Raw genomic sequence first — 17,045 nt, forward strand, 5'->3', positions numbered from 1 at the left:
TTTCTGCCTCGGAGGTATTTAAACAATGAATAAAATCCTGTTAGTTGATGATGACCGGGAGCTCACCTCCCTGTTAAAAGAGCTGCTCGATATGGAAGGTTTTAACGTGCTGGTGGCCCATGATGGGGAACAGGCGCTGGCCCTTCTGGACGACAGCATTGATTTATTGCTGCTCGACGTAATGATGCCGAAGAAAAACGGTATCGATACGCTTAAAGAGCTGCGTCAGACACACCAGACTCCGGTTATCATGCTAACAGCGCGCGGGAGCGAGCTGGATCGCGTTCTCGGCCTCGAGCTGGGCGCAGATGACTATTTGCCTAAGCCGTTCAACGATCGCGAACTGGTGGCGCGTATACGCGCGATTCTGCGCCGTTCCCACTGGAGCGAACAGCAGCAGACGACCGAAGCCGGCTCGCCGACCCTGGAAGTGGATGCCTTAAGCCTCAATCCGGGCCGTCAGGAAGCCAATTTCGATGGCCAGACGCTGGAGCTCACCGGCACCGAGTTCACCCTGCTCTATCTGTTAGCGCAGCATCTCGGCCAGGTGGTGTCACGCGAACATTTAAGCCAGGAAGTGTTAGGCAAGCGCCTGACGCCGTTCGACCGCGCCATCGATATGCATATTTCCAACCTGCGGCGTAAGCTGCCGGAGCGCAAAGATGGCCATCCGTGGTTTAAAACGCTGCGTGGCCGCGGGTATCTGATGGTTTCCGCTTCATGATTGGAAGTTTGACTGCACGCATCTTCGCCATCTTCTGGCTCACGCTGGCGCTGGTGTTGATGCTGGTGCTGATGCTGCCCAAACTGGACTCTCGGCAGATGACCGAGCTGCTGGAAAGCGAGCAGCGTCAAGGCATCATGATCGAGCAGCACGTCGAGGCCGAGCTGGCCAACGATCCGCCAAACGACCTGATGTGGTGGCGTCGTCTGTTTCGCGCCATCGATAAATGGGCGCCTCCGGGTCAGCGCCTGCTGTTGGTCACCAGCGAAGGCCGCGTGATCGGCGCAGAACGCAACGAGATGCAGATCATTCGCAACTTTATCGGCCAGGCCGATAACGCCGATCATCCGCAGAAAAAACGCTATGGCCGCCTGGAAATGGTGGGCCCGTTCTCCGTCAGGGATGGGGAGGATAACTATCAGCTGTATCTGATCCGTCCCGCCAGCACCTCACAATCCGACTTTATCAACCTGCTGTTTGACCGGCCGCTGCTGCTGCTGATCGTCACAATGCTGGTTAGCGCCCCGCTGCTGCTGTGGCTGGCGTGGAGCCTGGCGAAACCGGCGCGTAAGCTGAAAAATGCCGCTGACGAGGTCGCCCAGGGCAACCTGCGGCAGCATCCGGAGCTGGAAGCCGGACCGCAGGAGTTTTTAGCCGCTGGCGCCAGCTTTAACCAGATGGTGACGGCCCTGGAGCGGATGATGACCAGCCAGCAACGGCTGCTGTCCGATATCTCGCACGAGCTGCGCACGCCGCTCACGCGCCTGCAGCTGGGCACCGCCCTGCTGCGCCGCCGCAGCGGTGAGAGCAAAGAGCTGGAGCGTATCGAAACTGAAGCGCACCGGCTGGACAGCATGATCAACGACCTGCTGGTGATGTCGCGCAATCAGGCGAAAAACGCCCTGGTGAGCGAGACGGTTAAAGCCAATCAGCTGTGGGGCGAAGTGCTGGACAACGCGGCGTTTGAAGCCGAGCAGATGGGTAAATCGTTCACCGTTGAGTATCCGCCGGGTCCGTGGCCGCTGTACGGTAACCCCAATGCGCTGGAAAGCGCGCTGGAGAATATCGTCCGCAACGCCCTGCGCTACTCGCACACGAAGATTTCCGTCAGCTTCTCAGTGGATAAAGACGGGATTACGGTTAACGTCGATGACGACGGCCCGGGAGTCAGCCCGGAGGATCGCGAGCAGATTTTCCGGCCATTCTACCGGACCGACGAGGCGCGCGACCGCGAGTCCGGCGGCACCGGCCTGGGGCTGGCGATTGTCGAAACCGCTATTCAGCAGCACCGTGGCTGGGTGAAGGCCGACGACAGCCCGCTGGGCGGTCTGCGCTTAACCCTCTGGCTGCCGCTGTATAAACGGACCTGACGCTGACCCGGCCTGCGTTGCGCCGGGTTACCGCCAGGAACGGTCAGGTCGCCCGGGTAAGGCGCTTGCGCCGCTACCCGGGAGACGCTGCGGAAAGCGCCAATATGGGGGAATTATTTCCCCCACAATCGCCGTGAATTATCCTCGATCTTGCCGCTTAAACGGCGCTTCTGCATGGTTCGACTCCAGCTTACCGACAGGCCCGCTGCCGACAATAAGCGGTGGTACTGATCGTCATCAAACGGCATCTGCCAGGCAATCGCCCCGGCCTCATGGACGCTGACATCGCTCAGGCGAGAGACCAGTTCGAGCGGCGCATCGCTGGAGACTTGCCCCCCGGCGATCACCCGGTACAACCAGCCGGTCTTCCCGCTGTTTTGCATCAGCTGCGCCATATCACCGATCGCAAAATGAAAGTTGAGCTTGAAGCACGGAGAGCGCGGCTGGGTGACCTGGATCAGCGCCTCGCCCCAGCGAAAGATATCGCCAATGTAGACGTTTTGTTCGGTGAGGCCGGTGGTGGAGAGGTTTTCGCCGAACGCCGGGGCGCAGAACCGATCGGCCTGCTGGGGAAATTCACGGATCCAGTCGGCATAGTGTTCGCGCGGATAGTGACACAGCGCGCGGTCCGGCCCGCCGTGTATTTTCTTCTCTGCCTGCTCATCCCCTTCGAGACCGAGATCGCCGAGCTGCAACTCGCCGTCAACCTGGATTTTGCCGATCGCGCTGGGACGACTGCCCGTGTAGTCCCTGATTTTGCCGACAAAGACATTCACCGGATAATGCATGTCTGCTCTCCTTGCTACCGATATAAAAAAAGCGAGCCATCAGACTCGCTTCTCTCTTAGCACATTGCAACCTTATTTTTTGGCGGCAAAACGCGCTGCAGCTTCGTCCCAGTTCACCACGTCCCAGAAGGCTTTGATGTAGTCCGGGCGACGGTTCTGGAATTTCAGGTAGTAAGCGTGTTCCCACACGTCCAGACCCAGGATTGGGAAGCCGGAAGCGCCGGAAATGGCTTCGCCCATCAGCGGGGAATCCTGGTTTGCGGTGGAGACAACGGCCAGTTTGTCACCTTTCAGGACCAGCCACGCCCAGCCGGAACCGAAACGGGTCGCAGCGGCTTTTTCGAATTCCGCTTTGAAGTTGTCCACAGAGCCGAAATCGCGCTCGATAGCCGCTTTCAGGTCGCCCTGCAGGGTGGTACCGGTTTTCAGGCCTTTCCAGAACAGGCTGTGGTTCGCGTGGCCGCCGGCGTTGTTACGCAGTACGGTTTTTTTGTCAGCCGGCAGCTGATCCAGCTTGGTGATCAGCTCTTCAGCGGACAGGTTAGCGAACTCCGGCAGGCTTTCCAGCGCGGCGTTGGCATTGTTCACGTAGGTCTGATGGTGTTTGGTGTGATGGATCTCCATCGTCTGCTTGTCGAAGTGCGGTTCCAGAGCATCGTAAGCGTACGGCAGGGATGGCAGGGTATAGCTCATAATCATCTCCATTATTGTCGAGCGGCTCAAGTGTTAACGCCGCGTAAGCAGTTTGTCCATTATAGTTAATTAAATGGTATTGAAAATGCTTATCAATGCCGTATTTTTCATATGGATATAACCAGAAGAAATACCCGTCGTTTTGTGATGTAGAACAACTAATTAAGCCCATGGTTGCCAGAGTTCGCCATCCTGTGGCAACGTCCTGAAGGCGGCCAAAGCGGCTAATTTTTACACTCATCGCATCGGAAGCCGCCGTCTCCGATAAAAAAAGATGAGGATAAAATCAATGAACCACGCGATTACGATGGGTATTTTTTGGCATTTGATAGGGGCCGCCAGTGCCGCCTGTTTCTATGCCCCGTTCAAGAAAGTAAAACACTGGTCGTGGGAAACCATGTGGTCGGTCGGGGGGATCGTCTCCTGGCTGATCCTGCCCTGGGCCATCAGCGCCACCCTGTTACCCGATTTCTGGGCCTACTACCGCTCCTTTAACGCCTCCACGCTGCTGCCGGTCTTTCTGTTCGGCGCCATGTGGGGCATCGGTAATATCAACTATGGCCTGACCATGCGCTATCTCGGCATGTCGATGGGGATTGGCATCGCCATTGGCATCACGCTGATTGTCGGTACGCTGATGACGCCGATTATTAACGGTCAGTTTTCGGTGCTGATGCACACCCAGGGCGGTCAAATGACGCTGCTCGGCGTGCTGGTGGCGGTGGTTGGCGTTGGCATCGTCACCCGCGCGGGTCAGCTGAAAGAGCGCAAAATGGGCATCAAAGCCGAAGAGTTCAATCTGAAGAAAGGGCTTCTGCTGGCGGTGATGTGCGGTATCTTCTCGGCAGGGATGTCGTTCGCGATGAACGCCGCCAAACCGATGCATGATGCCGCCGCGGCGCTCGGCATCGACCCGTTATATGCGGCGCTGCCAAGCTACGTGGTGATTATGGGCGGCGGGGCGCTGGTCAACCTTGGCTTCTGCTTTATTCGTCTGGCGAAAGTGAAGAACCTGTCCGTCAAAGCCGATTTCTCACTGGCCAAACCGCTCATCATCAGCAACCTGCTGCTTTCCGCCCTCGGCGGCCTGATGTGGTATCTCCAGTTCTTCTTCTATGCCTGGGGCCACGCCAGCATTCCGGCGCAGTATGACTATATGAGCTGGATGCTGCACATGAGTTTCTACGTACTGTGCGGCGGTCTGGTGGGTCTGGTGCTGAAAGAGTGGAACAACGCCGGTCGTCGTCCGGTGAGCGTCCTGAGCCTCGGCTGCGTGGTGATCATCATCGCCGCCAACATCGTCGGTCTGGGAATGGCCAGTTAAGCACCGGATCATCTGCCTGACAAAGACGATCTTCAGGCGGCGGCGCGACTGCGCTGCCGCCACTGCCCCGGCGACATGCCGATTTCCCGGCTGAACACCACCGAAAAGTAGTTACTGTCCTCAAAGCCGCACTGCATGGCGATATCGCCGATTAAGCGCTCGGTATGCTGCAACAGATACTGCGCATGGCAGATCCGTAGCTGGCGTAAATAGTGATTGATGGTCATGCCGGTTTGCTGGCGAAATTGCTGCCGTAGCGCCCGCTCGCTGCCGCCCTCCTGCTCGCAGAAACGCTCCAGGACAAAGGGTCGGCTCAGGCTGGCCGCCAGCGCGGCCAGCAGTTTGTCCAACAGCGCTTCGCGCTGCGTTGCCGCCAGATTATCCGTTGCGTAGCGATGGCGCTGGAGGGTCAGCGCCAGCTGAGCAAACAGCAGCTCGGCCATCGCATTCCCCTGCGCATCGTGCCGGGAACACTCATGCTCAAGCTGGCTAATTACCTGGCGCGCCTGCGCCATACCGGTGCTGCCCATGCGCCAGTGGGGCTTCCACGGCGTGCCGAAGAGGCCAGGGATCGCCCCCGCCCAGTCGAAATTGAGCTGCAGCCGCTCCGGGCAATAGATGATGTTCTGCAGAACCAGATCGTTAACGGAAGCATAGGAGTGTTTATCTTCGGCGCGAATATAGAACAGATCGCCACGGGTAATGCGCCAGGGACGGTCGTTGAGAACGTGCAGCCCGTTGCCCCGCCACACCAGCACCAGCTCGCAGAACTCATGAGTGTGTTCAGCGAAGACGTTTTGCGGGTAGCGGTCGGCCACCGCCACCGCCTGCGTGGCGGAAGGGAAAAACTCCTCTTTACGTAGAATCAGACCGGCCACGGCTCACACTCCCAACGCGGATAACGGCGCATTATTCGCGTTTTTGGTCCGCAATACGTTGACTCCTCTCGCGTTACTGAAGAATAGCGTCGCGCCCCTGGCGGATATCGCGCGGCGACCAGGAAAACTCGCGGCGAAAAAGCGTCGAAAAGTGGTTACTGTCGCCGAATCCGCAGCGATAGGCGATATCAGTCACGCTTTCATCGCTGTGGCGCAGCAGGTGGCGGGCTTTCATCAGGCGCACCCGGTTGAGATAGCGCTGCGGCGTCAGGCCGGTCTGCTGCTTCAGCTGGCGGTGTAGAGTACGCAGCGACAGCGAAAACTGCGCCGCCACCTCCTCCCAGCAGATCTCCTGCGCAAAATGGTCTTCCAGCCAGGCCAGCAGCTGATTCAGCCGCGCATCGTTGTTGGTGGCCTCTTCCGCAAGGCTGCTTTTCCGCAGCAGCACCAGCAGCTGCATAAACAGGATCTCACGGCTGGCGACGGCATGGGTATCCGTTTCGCTCCCCATGGCCTCCATCTGCGCCACGATATGCCGCACCTGCTGCAGGACCGTCTGGTTCACTCGCCAGTGCGACGGGTAGTTGCCCTCCTGCTCCTGGGGCAGCAGCTGGCTGACCCCGGCGAGAAAACGAAACGCATCCGGCGCGCGATAGAGCACGTTGGTCAGACACAGATTGTCCGTGTGCTCGTAAAGATGCCGGTCGTGATCGCGAATAAAGCAGACCGATCCGCCGCCAATGGTATAGGGCTGGCCATTGAAGACGTGAATGCCCGTGCCCTGCTCCACGATGACAATTTCATGGAAATCATGGTGATGCTCCGGAAAGGCCGACTGAGGGAGGCGGGGTTCAATAGCCACCGTCGAGATCCCGGCCTTAAAGAAATCCGTACTGTGCAATATGGTCATGATGCCACCCTCGTAATGAGAAAAATTATCAGTCACCGGCTGATAGTAATGAAGGGTTGGCTATCCGGCCTTCAATTTTTGACCGCGAAATTCGTAAATCCTGCCGCTTTTTCAAGAATCAGCCGGAAAGATGCGGAACTGCGGACCCCATCACATCCTCCTCACCACCGCCCAAAACCGCAATTTGTGATTTTCCTCACGGTCACCTTTGCTTTCTTGCCAGCGGCCAGTTTCGGCTGTCCGTAGCGAGAAGGTGTTAGTCAGCGCCCTTTTTTAGACTGCGGACAATGATTTTAAGAAGGGTCGTTCCATGAGTATTCGTCATTGTGTCGCCGTCGATTTAGGCGCCTCCAGCGGGCGGATCATGCTCGCCAGCTATCAGTCCGGGCCGCGCGCCCTGACGCTGCGTGAAATTCATCGCTTCACCAACAGCCTGCAGAAGGTGGATGGCTTCGACTGCTGGGATCTCGATAGCCTCGAAGGCGAGATCCGCCGCGGGCTGGAGAAAGTGTGTGAGCAGGGCATCCTGATCGACAGCATCGGCATCGATACCTGGGGCGTGGATTATGTCCTGCTGGATAAGCAGGGTCAGCGCGTCGGGCTGCCGGTCTCCTATCGTGACGATCGCACCCAGGGCCTGCTACGTCACGCTGAAGAACAGCTGGGCCGGGCGGAGATCTATCGCCGCAGCGGCATTCAGTTTCTGCCGTTTAACACCCTTTATCAGCTGCGCGCCCTGGTGGAGCAGCAGCCGGAGCTGGTCAGTCAGGCCGCCCATGCCCTGCTGATCCCCGACTATTTCAGCTTCCGCCTGACCGGCAATCTGAACTGGGAATATACCAACGCCACCACCACCCAGCTGGTCAACATCCACAGCGATAGCTGGGATGAGACGCTGCTGAACTGGACCGGCGCGCCGCGCGAATGGTTCGGTGCGCCGACGCATCCCGGCAACGTTATCGGCCACTGGATTTGTCCGCAGGGCAATAACATCCCGGTGGTCGCCGTCGCCAGCCACGACACCGCCAGCGCGGTGATCGCCTCCCCGCTGGCCGACCGCCACGCCGCCTATCTCTCCTCCGGGACCTGGTCGCTGATGGGGTTTGAAAGCCTGACCCCGTACACCTGCGACGCGGCGCTGCAGGCCAATATCACCAACGAAGGCGGGGCCGAAGGCCGCTATCGGGTGCTGAAAAATATTATGGGCCTGTGGCTGCTGCAGCGGGTGCTAAAAGAGCAAAACGTCAGCGACCTGCAGGGGCTAATCGCGCGCACCGCCGCGCTGCCGGCGTGCCGCTTCATCATTGACTGCAATGACGACCGCTTTATCAACCCGGCCAGTATGAGCGCCGAGATCCAGGCCGCCTGCCGCGGATCCGGTCAGCCGGTGCCTGACAGCGACGCCGAACTGGCGCGCTGCATTTTCGACAGCCTGGCGCTGCTCTACGCCCGGGTGCTTAACGAGCTGGCGGCGCTGCGCGGCCAGCCCTTCAGCCAGCTGCATATCGTCGGCGGCGGCTGCCAGAACGAACTGCTCAACCAGCTGTGCGCCGACGCCTGCGGGATCGTCGTCGTGGCCGGCCCGACAGAGGCCTCCACCCTCGGCAATATCGGCATCCAGCTAATGACCCTCGACGAGCTGGCCAGCGTCGATGAGTTTCGTCAGGTGGTGCGCGGCAACGCGTCCCTCACCACCTTTACCCCCAATCCTGATAGTGAAATTGCCCGTTTCGTGGCGCAGTTTCAGCCACAACAGACCAAGGAGCTTTGCGCATGACCACTCAACTTGAACAAGCCTGGGAAATTGCTAAGCAGCGCTACGCCGCCGTCGGCGTGGATGTCGAGGAGGCCCTGCGCCAGCTGGACCGTCTGCCCGTATCCATGCACTGCTGGCAGGGTGACGACGTCGCCGGGTTCGAAAATCCGGCGGGAAGCCTGACCGGCGGCATCCAGGCCACCGGCAACTACCCGGGCAAAGCGCGCAATGCTCAGGAGCTGCGCGCCGACCTTGAGCAGGCGCTGAGCCTGATCCCGGGGCCAAAGCGTCTCAACCTGCACGCTATTTATCTGGAATCCGACGCGCCGGTGGCGCGCAATGAGATTAAGCCGGAGCACTTTAAAAACTGGGTTGAGTGGGCGAAAGCCAACAAACTGGGGCTGGATTTCAACCCCTCCTGCTTCTCGCATCCGCTGAGCGCCGACGGCTTTACCTTGTCGCATGCCAACGCTGAGATCCGCCAGTTCTGGATCGACCACTGCAAAGCCAGCCGCCGCGTATCCGCTTATTTTGGCGAACAGCTGGGCACCCCGTCGGTGATGAATATCTGGGTGCCGGACGGCATGAAGGACATTACCGTTGACCGCTTCGCGCCGCGCCAGCGGCTGCTGAACGCGCTGGATGAAGTCATCAGCGAAAAATTCGACCCGGCGCATCACATTGACGCTGTGGAGAGCAAGCTGTTCGGTATCGGCGCCGAAAGCTACACCGTCGGCTCCAACGAGTTCTATATGGGCTACGCCACCAGCCGCCAGACGGCGCTGTGCCTGGATGCCGGCCACTTCCACCCGACGGAGGTCATCTCCGACAAGATCTCCGCCGCCATGCTCTACATCCCGCGTCTGCTACTGCACGTCAGCCGCCCGGTGCGCTGGGACAGCGACCACGTGGTGCTGCTGGATGATGAGACCCAGGCCATCGCCAGCGAAATCATTCGCCATAACCTGTTTGACCGCGTGCACATCGGCCTCGACTTCTTCGATGCCTCCATCAACCGCATCGCGGCCTGGGTGATTGGTACCCGCAATATGAAAAAAGCGCTGCTGCGCGCCCTGCTGGAACCGACCGACCAGCTGCGCCAGCTGGAGAACGACGGCGATTACACCGCCCGCCTGGCGCTGCTCGAAGAGCAAAAATCCCTGCCGTGGCAGGCCATCTGGGAGATGTACTGCCAGCGTCACGACACGCCGGCGGGCAGCCAGTGGCTGGACAACGTGCGGGCTTATGAGAATGCGGTTCTGAGCCAGCGCGGGTAATGCACGGGCTTCCCCGGGTCGCGGCTGACGCCTTACCCGGGCTACGAACCGGTAGCCCGGATAAGCCGTTTACGGCGCAATCCGGGGGCACGCACATATTTAGGGTGAGGGGGTCAACCCCTCACCGAATCAACAGGAAAGACAAGACTATGCAGAACATTATCGACGCCTGGTTCGTCCAGGGCATGATCAAAGCCACCTCCGACGCCTGGCTGAAAGGCTGGGACGAGCGCAACGGCGGCAACCTGACGCTGCGTCTGGATGAGGCGGATATCGAATCTTACGTGGCGGATTTCCACGCTAAACCGCGCTATATCGCCCTCAGCCAGCCGATGCCAACCCTGGCTAACCAGCCGTTTATCGTCACCGGCTCCGGCAAATTCTTCCGTAATGTCCAGCTCGACCCGGCCGCTAACCTTGGCGTGGTGAAAGTCGACAGCGACGGCGCGGGATACCATATCCTGTGGGGTCTGACGGAGGATGCAGTGCCGACCTCCGAGCTGCCGGCACACTTCCTGTCGCACAGCGAGCGCATCAAACTGACCGACGGCAAGGACCGGGTGATCATGCACTGTCATGCCACCAACCTGATCGCCCTGACCTACGTCCTGGAGAACCACAGCGATCTGTTCACTCGCAAGCTGTGGGAAGGCAGCACCGAATGTCTGGTGGTCTTCCCGGACGGCGTCGGCATTCTGCCGTGGATGGTGCCAGGCACCGATGAAATCGGCCAGGCGACTGCGGAAACCATGCAAAAACACTCGCTGGTGCTGTGGCCGTTCCACGGCGTCTTCGGCAGCGGCCCAACCCTGGATGAGACCTTCGGCCTGATCGACACCGCCGAGAAGTCCGCCGAAGTGCTGGTGAAAGTCTTGTCCATGGGCGGTATGAAGCAGACCATCACTCGCGAAGAGCTTATCGCCCTTGGCAAACGCTTCAACGTGCAGCCGCTGCAGTCCGCGTTAGATCTTTATCCATAACAACATCGCGCCCCGCTCACCGAGACGGGGCGAAGCCTCACCTGCAAACCCTACAAAACTGACTCATGTGGAGTAAAAGCAATGAAAACAAAGACAAGCTTGATCCTCACCGTTGCCGCCCTGGCGTTGTCCGGTTCCGCCTTAGCAGAAGTCAAAATCGCCCTCGTGGCGAAATCGCTGGGAAATGGCTTCTTCGAAGCCGCCAACGTTGGCGCCCAACAGGCAGCCAAAGAGTTAGGTGATGTCAAAGTGATCTACACCGGCCCGACCACCACTACCGCCGAAGCGCAGATCGACGTGCTGAACGGGTTGATCGCCCAGGGGGTGGATGCGATCGCCATTTCCGCTAACGATCCGGACGCGGTGGTGCCGGTGCTGAAAAAAGCGATGCAGCGCGGCATCAAGGTGGTCTCGTGGGACTCCGGCGTGGCGCCGGCAGGCCGCCAAATCCATCTTAATCCCTCCAATAACGCCTTAATTGGCGAGACCAACGTCAAGCTCGCCGCCGATGCGCTGAAGGCGCTGAACGTGGAGAAGGGGGATGTGGCAGTGTTAAGCGCCACTCCGACCTCCACTAACCAGAATATCTGGATTGAGGAGATGAAAAAGGTGCTGCCGCAGTATCCGTCTGTACACCTTGTCACGGTCGCCTACGGTGACGATCTGTCGGATAAAAGCTACCGCGAAGCGGTGGGCCTGCTGAAATCATATCCGGACCTGAAAGTCATTGTTTCGCCTTCGTCGGTGGGGATCGTTGCCGCCGCGCAGGCGGTGAAGGACCAGGGCAAAATCGGCAAAGTGTATGTCACCGGGCTGGGGCTGCCGTCGGAAATGGCCGGCGCGATCAAGTCTGGCGCCAGCAAAAGTTTCGCCATCTGGAACCCGATTGACCTGGGCTACGCCGCCACCTATCTGGCCGACGATTTAGTCAAAGGCACCGCGACCAAAACCGAAGCCAGTATGGGCAAGCTGGGCAAAGTGAAGCTGGATGCCGAGGGGAACGGCGCGATGGCCGAGCCGTTTGTCTACGATGCGAGCAACATCGATAAGTTCTCGAAGATTTTCTAACCCTTGTTCCCTCACCCCGGCCCTCTGCGCGATGCGGCCAGCGGGCGCCGGACCGTTCCCTCTCCCCTTTGGGGAGAGAGTTAGGGTGAGGGGCGATTTTACGGAGAACTATCATGTCAGCATCAACGCCACTGCTGTCGCTGAAGGGCATCACCAAGATTTTTCCCGGTGTGCGTGCCCTTGAGAACGTACAGCTTGATCTCTGGCCCGGCAAAGTGACCGCCCTCATCGGCGAAAACGGCGCGGGGAAATCCACGCTGGTCAAAGTCATGACCGGTATTTATCAGCCCGAAGAGGGGGAGATCCTCTATAAAGCGATCCCCATTCATCTGCCGACGCCGGAATCGGCGCACAAGGTGGGGATCACCGCCATTCACCAGGAAACCGTGCTGTTTGACGAACTCTCGGTCAGCGAAAACATTTTCGTCGGCCAGTATCTGTATAAGGGGCTGCTCAAAACGCTCGACTGGCCTGCGATGCATCGCCGGGCTGGCGAGATCCTCGCCCGGCTTGAAGTTCTGATCGACCCGCGCGCCACGCTGAAAACGCTCAGCATCGCCCAACGGCACATGGTGGCGATTGCCCGGGCGCTGGCTTTCGACGCCCAGGTGGTGATCCTGGATGAGCCGACCGCCGCGCTCTCGCAACATGAAATTCTGGAGTTTTATCAGATCGTTGAGCGTCTGAAGCAGGATGGCAAAGCGATCCTGTTTATCTCGCATAAGTTTGATGAGATTTTCGAGCTGGCGGACTACTACACCATTCTGCGCGACGGCGTTTACGTCAGCTCCGGAGCGATAAACGACATCACCGAAGAGCGGATGGTGGCGATGATGGTGGGCCGCGCGATTACCCAAACCTACCCGAAAGTTGACTGTACCCCAGGGGAAACGGTGCTGGAGGTGCAAGACCTCTGTCACCCCACCGAGTTTGCCCATATCAGCTTCAGCCTGCGCAAGGGAGAAATTCTCGGCTTTTACGGCCTGGTGGGCGCCGGACGCACTGAGCTGATGCAGGCGCTCTCCGGCGTAACGCATCCCTCCTCCGGCGAGATCCGGCTGAACGGCAGCCCCATGCGCTTTCGCCAGCCCGCCGACGCCATCCGCGCGGGCATCGTCTGCGTACCGGAAGAGCGGCAGAAACAGGGGGCGATCATCGCCCTGCCCATCGCCCAAAACATCAGTCTGCCGCAGCTCAGTAAGCTCAACCCTAACGGCGTCCTGAACGACGCCCGGGAATGGCGGCTGGCGGACGAGTACGCCTCGCGCCTGCAGGTTAAAGCCTTCAGTTGGCGGCAGCCGGTGGAGACCCTCTCTGGCGGCAACCAGCAGAAAGTGGTGATCGGCAAATGGCTGGCGACCCAGCCCGAGGTGATCATCCTCGATGAGCCGACCAAAGGCATCGATATCGGCTCAAAAGCCGCTGTGCATCAGTTTATGTCCGAGCTGGTCAGCCAAGGGCTGGCGGTGATGATGGTCTCGTCAGAGCTGCCGGAAGTGATGGGCATGGCCGACCGGATTATCGTGATGCATGAAGGGCTGATGGTCGCCGAGTACCGGGCCGGGGAAGCGACGGCGGAAACCATCGTTAGCGCCGCCAGCGGCATCGGCCAGGAGGCAGCATGATGGGACACGCATGGCTGAAGCATCGCGAAGCGCTGCTGGCGCTGGTCATCATTTTGATGATCGGCGCCATTGGCAGCCGGGCGCAGTCGTTCGTTTCACCGGGTAATCTGGTGGAGATGTTTAACGATACCGCCATCCTTATCATTCTCGCCCTCGGACAGATGATGGTGCTGCTCACCAAAGGCATCGATCTGTCGATGGCCGCCAACCTGGCGCTGACCGGGATGATCGTCGCCCTGCTTAACGCCCACTATCCGGGTATTCCGGTGGTGGCGCTGCTTGCGCTGGCAACCCTGCTGGGCCTGCTGATGGGGGTGATTAACGGCCTGCTGGTCTGGCGCCTCGGCATTCCCGCCATCGTGGTGACCCTGGGCACCATGAGTATCTATCGCGGCATTATCTTTCTGCTGACCGACGGCGGCTGGGTTAACTCACATCAGATGAGCGCTGATTTCCTCAGTCTGCCGCGCAGCGCCCTCCTGGGATTGCCGCTGCTGAGCTGGTGCGCCATCGCCGCGCTGCTGCTGGTGGGTTATTTCCTGCGCTACAGCCGCACCGGCCGGGCTTTATACACCGCAGGCGGCAACGCGACGGCGGCGTACTACACCGGTATTAACGCCGGGAAAATGCAGTTCGTCAGCTTCTGTCTCTCCGGCGCGCTGGCCGGCTTCTGCGGCTATCTGTGGATCTCGCGCTTCGCCGTCGCCTATGTCGACGTAGCGAACGGCTTTGAGCTGCAGGTGGTCGCCGCCTGCGTGATCGGCGGTATCAGCACCATGGGCGGAAGCGGACGGGTGCTGGGCTGCCTGTGCGGCGCGCTGTTCCTCGGCGTCATCAATAATGCCCTGCCGGTGATCGGCATCTCACCGTTCTGGCAAATGGCGATTTCCGGGGCGGTGATCGTCATGGCGGTGCTGCTTAACGAGCGCGGCAATCGCGGTCACGGGCGGTTAATCCTGCGTAACGCGGCGCTAGCCCGGCAGATACAGGGGGTGAAATCATGAGCAAGATGATGGTATCTGAAGAGATGAAAAACGCCCCGGCCGCGCCGTCGCCGCTGCGCCGCCTGCTGTGCTGGGAAGGGTTTTTACTGGCGGTCACCCTGGCGGTATTTATCGGCAACGCCCTGGCTTCCCCTTATTTCCTTAATATCTGGAACCTGTCGGACGCCACCTTCACCTTTACCGAGAAAGCGATCGTCGTCCTGCCGATGGCGATGCTGATTATCGCCCGGGAAATCGATCTGTCGGTAGCCTCGACGATGGCGCTCAGCTCAACGGTGATGGGCTTCTGCGCGGCGGCGGGGATGGATACGCCGCTGCTGGTATTGGTCGGGTTGGGCGTGGGTCTGCTGTGCGGCCTGTTCAACGGTATCCTGGTGACGCGTTTTAACCTGTCGTCGATCGTGATCACCATCGGCACCATGAGCCTGTATCGCGGCATCACCTATATCCTGCTGGGCGATCAGGCGCTCAACCACTACCCGGAGAGCTTTGCCTGGTTCGGCCAGGGGTACGTGTGGGGCGCGCTCTCTTTTGAGTTTGCGCTGTTTATCCTCCTCGCGGCCGCCTTCACCTTCCTGCTGCATAAAACCAACTTTGGTCGCCGGACCTACGCCATCGGCAATAATCCGACCGGCGCCTGGTACTCCGGGATCAACGTGAAGCGCCATAACCTGGCGCTGTTCGCGCTGGTCGGGCTGATGGCCGGACTGGCGGCGGTCCTGCTGACCTCACGGCTCGGCAGTACCCGCCCTACCCTGGCGATGGGCTGGGAGCTGGCGGTTGTCACCATGGCGGTGCTCGGCGGCGTCAATATTCTCGGCGGCTCCGGCAGCATGCCCGGGGTGATCATCGCCGCCTTTCTGATGGGGCTGGTGACCTTCGGCCTGAGCCTGCTCAACGTCCCCGGCATCGTGATGTCGGTGATTATCGGCGCGATGCTGATCGTGGTTATCTCCCTGCCGATTATGACCCGGCGGATGCTGCAGCGAAGACGATGTTAATTTCCCCTTCACCCTAAATCCCGGAGGCGGTGCTACGCACCTGTCCTGGCTACCGGCCTGCAGACGCCAGTGAACCTGTAGCCCGGGTAAGGCGCCAGCCGCGACCCGGGAGCGGGTGAAGGGAAACGGATTTCCCAAAATCAACATTAAGGAGAATTATCATGAGTTTTATGTTGGCACTACCTAAAATCAGCCTCCACGGCGCAGGCGCTATCGGCGATATGGTCAAGCTGGTAGCGGGTAAACAGTGGGGCAAGGCGCTGATCGTCACCGACGGGCAGCTGGTGAAGCTGGGCCTGCTGGACAGTCTGTTTTCCGCGCTGGATGAACAGCAGATGGCATATCAGCTGTTTGACGACGTGTTCCCCAACCCTACCGAAGCGTTGGTGCAGCAAGGCTATGCGGCGTACCAGGCGGCCCGCTGCGATTACCTGATCGCCTTCGGCGGCGGCAGCCCGATTGATACCGCCAAGGCGATAAAAATCCTCACCGCCAACCCTGGCCCCTCCACAGCCTATTCCGGCGTCGGCAAAGTGAAAAACGCTGGCGTGCCGCTGGTGGCCATCAACACCACTGCCGGCACGGCGGCGGAGATGACCAGCAACGCAGTGATTATCGATAGCGAGCGTCAGGTAAAAGAGGTGATTATCGACCCGAACCTGATCCCGGATATCGCCGTCGACGACGCCAGCGTGATGCTCGACATCCCGCCAGCCGTTACCGCCGCCACCGGCATGGACGCCCTGACCCACGCCATTGAGGCCTTTGTCTCCGTTGGCGCCCATCCCCTGACCGACGCCAACGCCCTCGAGGCCATCCGCCTGATCAACCTGTGGCTGCCGAAAGCGGTAGACAATGGACACGATCTGCAGGCCCGCGAGCAGATGGCGTTTGGCCAGTATCTGGCGGGCATGGCGTTCAACAGCGCCGGCCTCGGGCTGGTACACGCCCTGGCCCATCAGCCTGGCGCCACCCACAACCTGCCGCACGGGGTGTGCAACGCCATCCTGCTGCCGATCATCGAAAACTTTAACCGCCCGAACGCCGTGGCGCGCTTCGCCCGCGTGGCGCAGGCGATGGGTGTCGATACCCGCGGCATGAGCGATGAAGCCGCCAGCATGGAGGCCATTAACGCCATTCGCGCGCTGAGCAAACGCGTGGGGATCCCCCAGGGCTTCAGCCAGCTTGGCGTCAGCAAAGCCGATATCGAAGGCTGGCTGGACAAAGCGCTGGCCGACCCGTGCGCGCCATGTAACCCGCGCCCCGCCAGCCGCGATGAGGTCCGCGAGCTCTATCTGGAGGCATTATGATCCGTAAAGCCTTTGTCATGCAGGTGAACCCCGACGCGCACGAGGAGTACCAGCGCCGTCATAACCCCATCTGGCCGGAGCTGGAGGCTACGCTGAAAGCCCACGGCGCGCACCACTACGCCATCTATCTCGATAAAGAACGCCACCTGCTGTTCGCCACGGTGGAGATTGAGTCGGAAGCCCGCTGGGAGGCGGTCGCCAGCACGGAAGTGTGCCAGCGCTGGTGGAAATACATGCGCGAGGTGATGCCCAGCAACCCGGACAACAGCCCGCTGAGCGCGGAGCTCAAAGAAGTGTTTTATCTGGCGTGAACCCCCACGACGCCGGAGAGTACCTT

16 protein-coding genes are annotated in these 17,045 nt (G+C 60.0%); 12 read left to right on the forward strand and 4 right to left on the reverse strand.

Annotation, left to right across the window (positions count from 1 at the left end; genetic code table 11):
• Positions 1–25 precede the first annotated feature (25 nt).
• Both cpxR and cpxA read left to right on the forward strand, forming a co-directional pair.
• A complete protein-coding gene (gene cpxR, locus LGM20_RS24975) occupies positions 26–724 on the forward strand; it encodes an envelope stress response regulator transcription factor CpxR (RefSeq protein WP_004203671.1) in 699 nt (232 codons plus the stop codon).
• On the forward strand, positions 721–2,094 hold the full coding sequence (gene cpxA / locus LGM20_RS24980) for an envelope stress sensor histidine kinase CpxA (protein WP_008807874.1): 1,374 nt from the start codon (positions 721–723) through the stop codon (positions 2,092–2,094). The genes cpxR and cpxA overlap by 4 nt, the downstream gene beginning before the upstream one ends.
• Positions 2,095–2,207: 113 nt before the next feature.
• Here the strand turns inward: cpxA and yiiM are convergent, their stop codons facing one another.
• Both yiiM and sodA read right to left on the reverse strand, forming a co-directional pair.
• Complete coding sequence (gene yiiM, locus LGM20_RS24985) at positions 2,208–2,882, reverse strand: 6-hydroxyaminopurine reductase (RefSeq protein ID WP_044520917.1); 675 nt, start codon at positions 2,880–2,882, stop codon at positions 2,208–2,210.
• 72 nt (positions 2,883–2,954) lie between these two features.
• On the reverse strand, positions 2,955–3,575 hold the full coding sequence (sodA, locus tag LGM20_RS24990; protein WP_004203668.1) for a superoxide dismutase [Mn]: 621 nt from the start codon (positions 3,573–3,575) through the stop codon (positions 2,955–2,957).
• 289 nt (positions 3,576–3,864) lie between these two features.
• Between sodA and rhaT the strand changes: the two genes are divergently transcribed.
• Positions 3,865–4,899, forward strand: coding sequence for an L-rhamnose/proton symporter RhaT (rhaT, locus tag LGM20_RS24995; protein ID WP_044520915.1), 1,035 nt, complete (start codon positions 3,865–3,867; stop codon positions 4,897–4,899).
• 32 nt (positions 4,900–4,931) lie between these two features.
• On the opposite strand, the gene rhaR is transcribed toward rhaT, so the two are convergent.
• Positions 4,932–5,777 carry an HTH-type transcriptional activator RhaR gene (rhaR, locus tag LGM20_RS25000; protein WP_004203666.1) on the reverse strand — a complete coding sequence of 282 codons (846 nt, stop codon included), beginning with the start codon at positions 5,775–5,777 and terminating at the stop codon, positions 4,932–4,934.
• A 73-nt stretch (positions 5,778–5,850) separates the two neighbouring features.
• Complete coding sequence (rhaS, locus tag LGM20_RS25005) at positions 5,851–6,687, reverse strand: HTH-type transcriptional activator RhaS (RefSeq protein WP_004203665.1); 837 nt, start codon at positions 6,685–6,687, stop codon at positions 5,851–5,853.
• Positions 6,688–6,997: 310 nt separating this feature from the next.
• Here rhaS (LGM20_RS25005) and rhaB point away from each other — a divergent pair, with 310 nt between their 5' ends.
• From rhaB to rhaM, 9 genes are all read left to right on the forward strand, one after another.
• Positions 6,998–8,464 carry a rhamnulokinase gene (gene rhaB, locus LGM20_RS25010; protein WP_044520912.1) on the forward strand — a complete coding sequence of 489 codons (1,467 nt, stop codon included), beginning with the start codon at positions 6,998–7,000 and terminating at the stop codon, positions 8,462–8,464.
• On the forward strand, positions 8,461–9,720 hold the full coding sequence (locus LGM20_RS25015; RefSeq protein WP_044520910.1) for an L-rhamnose isomerase: 1,260 nt from the start codon (positions 8,461–8,463) through the stop codon (positions 9,718–9,720). Before rhaB ends, LGM20_RS25015 begins: the two co-directional genes overlap by 4 nt.
• A 149-nt stretch (positions 9,721–9,869) precedes the next feature.
• Complete coding sequence (rhaD, locus tag LGM20_RS25020) at positions 9,870–10,700, forward strand: rhamnulose-1-phosphate aldolase (RefSeq protein ID WP_044520909.1); 831 nt, start codon at positions 9,870–9,872, stop codon at positions 10,698–10,700.
• Between the two features lie 81 nt (positions 10,701–10,781).
• Complete coding sequence (gene rhaS, locus LGM20_RS25025; protein ID WP_023291520.1) at positions 10,782–11,768, forward strand: rhamnose ABC transporter substrate-binding protein; 987 nt, start codon at positions 10,782–10,784, stop codon at positions 11,766–11,768.
• Positions 11,769–11,881: 113 nt separating this feature from the next.
• Complete coding sequence (locus tag LGM20_RS25030; RefSeq protein WP_044520907.1) at positions 11,882–13,393, forward strand: sugar ABC transporter ATP-binding protein; 1,512 nt, start codon at positions 11,882–11,884, stop codon at positions 13,391–13,393.
• Positions 13,390–14,397, forward strand: a complete 1,008-nt coding sequence (locus tag LGM20_RS25035; RefSeq protein WP_162823537.1) for an ABC transporter permease — start codon at positions 13,390–13,392, stop codon at positions 14,395–14,397. The genes LGM20_RS25030 and LGM20_RS25035 overlap by 4 nt, the downstream gene beginning before the upstream one ends.
• Positions 14,394–15,398, forward strand: a complete 1,005-nt coding sequence (locus LGM20_RS25040) for an ABC transporter permease (RefSeq protein ID WP_032454468.1) — start codon at positions 14,394–14,396, stop codon at positions 15,396–15,398. Before LGM20_RS25035 ends, LGM20_RS25040 begins: the two co-directional genes overlap by 4 nt.
• Positions 15,399–15,559: 161 nt before the next feature.
• Positions 15,560–16,708 carry a lactaldehyde reductase gene (fucO, locus tag LGM20_RS25045; protein ID WP_044520905.1) on the forward strand — a complete coding sequence of 383 codons (1,149 nt, stop codon included), beginning with the start codon at positions 15,560–15,562 and terminating at the stop codon, positions 16,706–16,708.
• Positions 16,705–17,019, forward strand: coding sequence for an L-rhamnose mutarotase (rhaM, locus tag LGM20_RS25050; RefSeq protein ID WP_025710935.1), 315 nt, complete (start codon positions 16,705–16,707; stop codon positions 17,017–17,019). The genes fucO and rhaM overlap by 4 nt, the downstream gene beginning before the upstream one ends.
• Positions 17,020–17,045 lie beyond the last annotated feature (26 nt).

Origin of the sequence: Klebsiella quasipneumoniae subsp. quasipneumoniae (assembly GCF_020525925.1) — a bacterium.
Taxonomy (GTDB): Bacteria; Pseudomonadota; Gammaproteobacteria; order Enterobacterales; family Enterobacteriaceae; genus Klebsiella; species Klebsiella quasipneumoniae.

Coding starts and splice junctions, on each gene's coding strand:
- rhaS (WP_004203665.1), bottom strand. CDS start 6,687: ATGACCATATTGCACAGTACGGATTTCTTTAAGGCCGGGATCTCGACG.
- LGM20_RS25035 (WP_162823537.1), top strand. CDS start 13,390: ATGATGGGACACGCATGGCTGAAGCATCGCGAAGCGCTGCTGGCGCTG.
- rhaT (WP_044520915.1), top strand. CDS start 3,865: ATGAACCACGCGATTACGATGGGTATTTTTTGGCATTTGATAGGGGCC.
- rhaM (WP_025710935.1), top strand. CDS start 16,705: ATGATCCGTAAAGCCTTTGTCATGCAGGTGAACCCCGACGCGCACGAG.
- rhaB (WP_044520912.1), top strand. CDS start 6,998: ATGAGTATTCGTCATTGTGTCGCCGTCGATTTAGGCGCCTCCAGCGGG.
- LGM20_RS25040 (WP_032454468.1), top strand. CDS start 14,394: ATGAGCAAGATGATGGTATCTGAAGAGATGAAAAACGCCCCGGCCGCG.
- LGM20_RS25030 (WP_044520907.1), top strand. CDS start 11,882: ATGTCAGCATCAACGCCACTGCTGTCGCTGAAGGGCATCACCAAGATT.
- cpxR (WP_004203671.1), top strand. CDS start 26: ATGAATAAAATCCTGTTAGTTGATGATGACCGGGAGCTCACCTCCCTG.
- sodA (WP_004203668.1), bottom strand. CDS start 3,575: ATGAGCTATACCCTGCCATCCCTGCCGTACGCTTACGATGCTCTGGAA.
- fucO (WP_044520905.1), top strand. CDS start 15,560: ATGAGTTTTATGTTGGCACTACCTAAAATCAGCCTCCACGGCGCAGGC.
- rhaS (WP_023291520.1), top strand. CDS start 10,782: ATGAAAACAAAGACAAGCTTGATCCTCACCGTTGCCGCCCTGGCGTTG.
- cpxA (WP_008807874.1), top strand. CDS start 721: ATGATTGGAAGTTTGACTGCACGCATCTTCGCCATCTTCTGGCTCACG.
- rhaD (WP_044520909.1), top strand. CDS start 9,870: ATGCAGAACATTATCGACGCCTGGTTCGTCCAGGGCATGATCAAAGCC.
- yiiM (WP_044520917.1), bottom strand. CDS start 2,882: ATGCATTATCCGGTGAATGTCTTTGTCGGCAAAATCAGGGACTACACG.
- LGM20_RS25015 (WP_044520910.1), top strand. CDS start 8,461: ATGACCACTCAACTTGAACAAGCCTGGGAAATTGCTAAGCAGCGCTAC.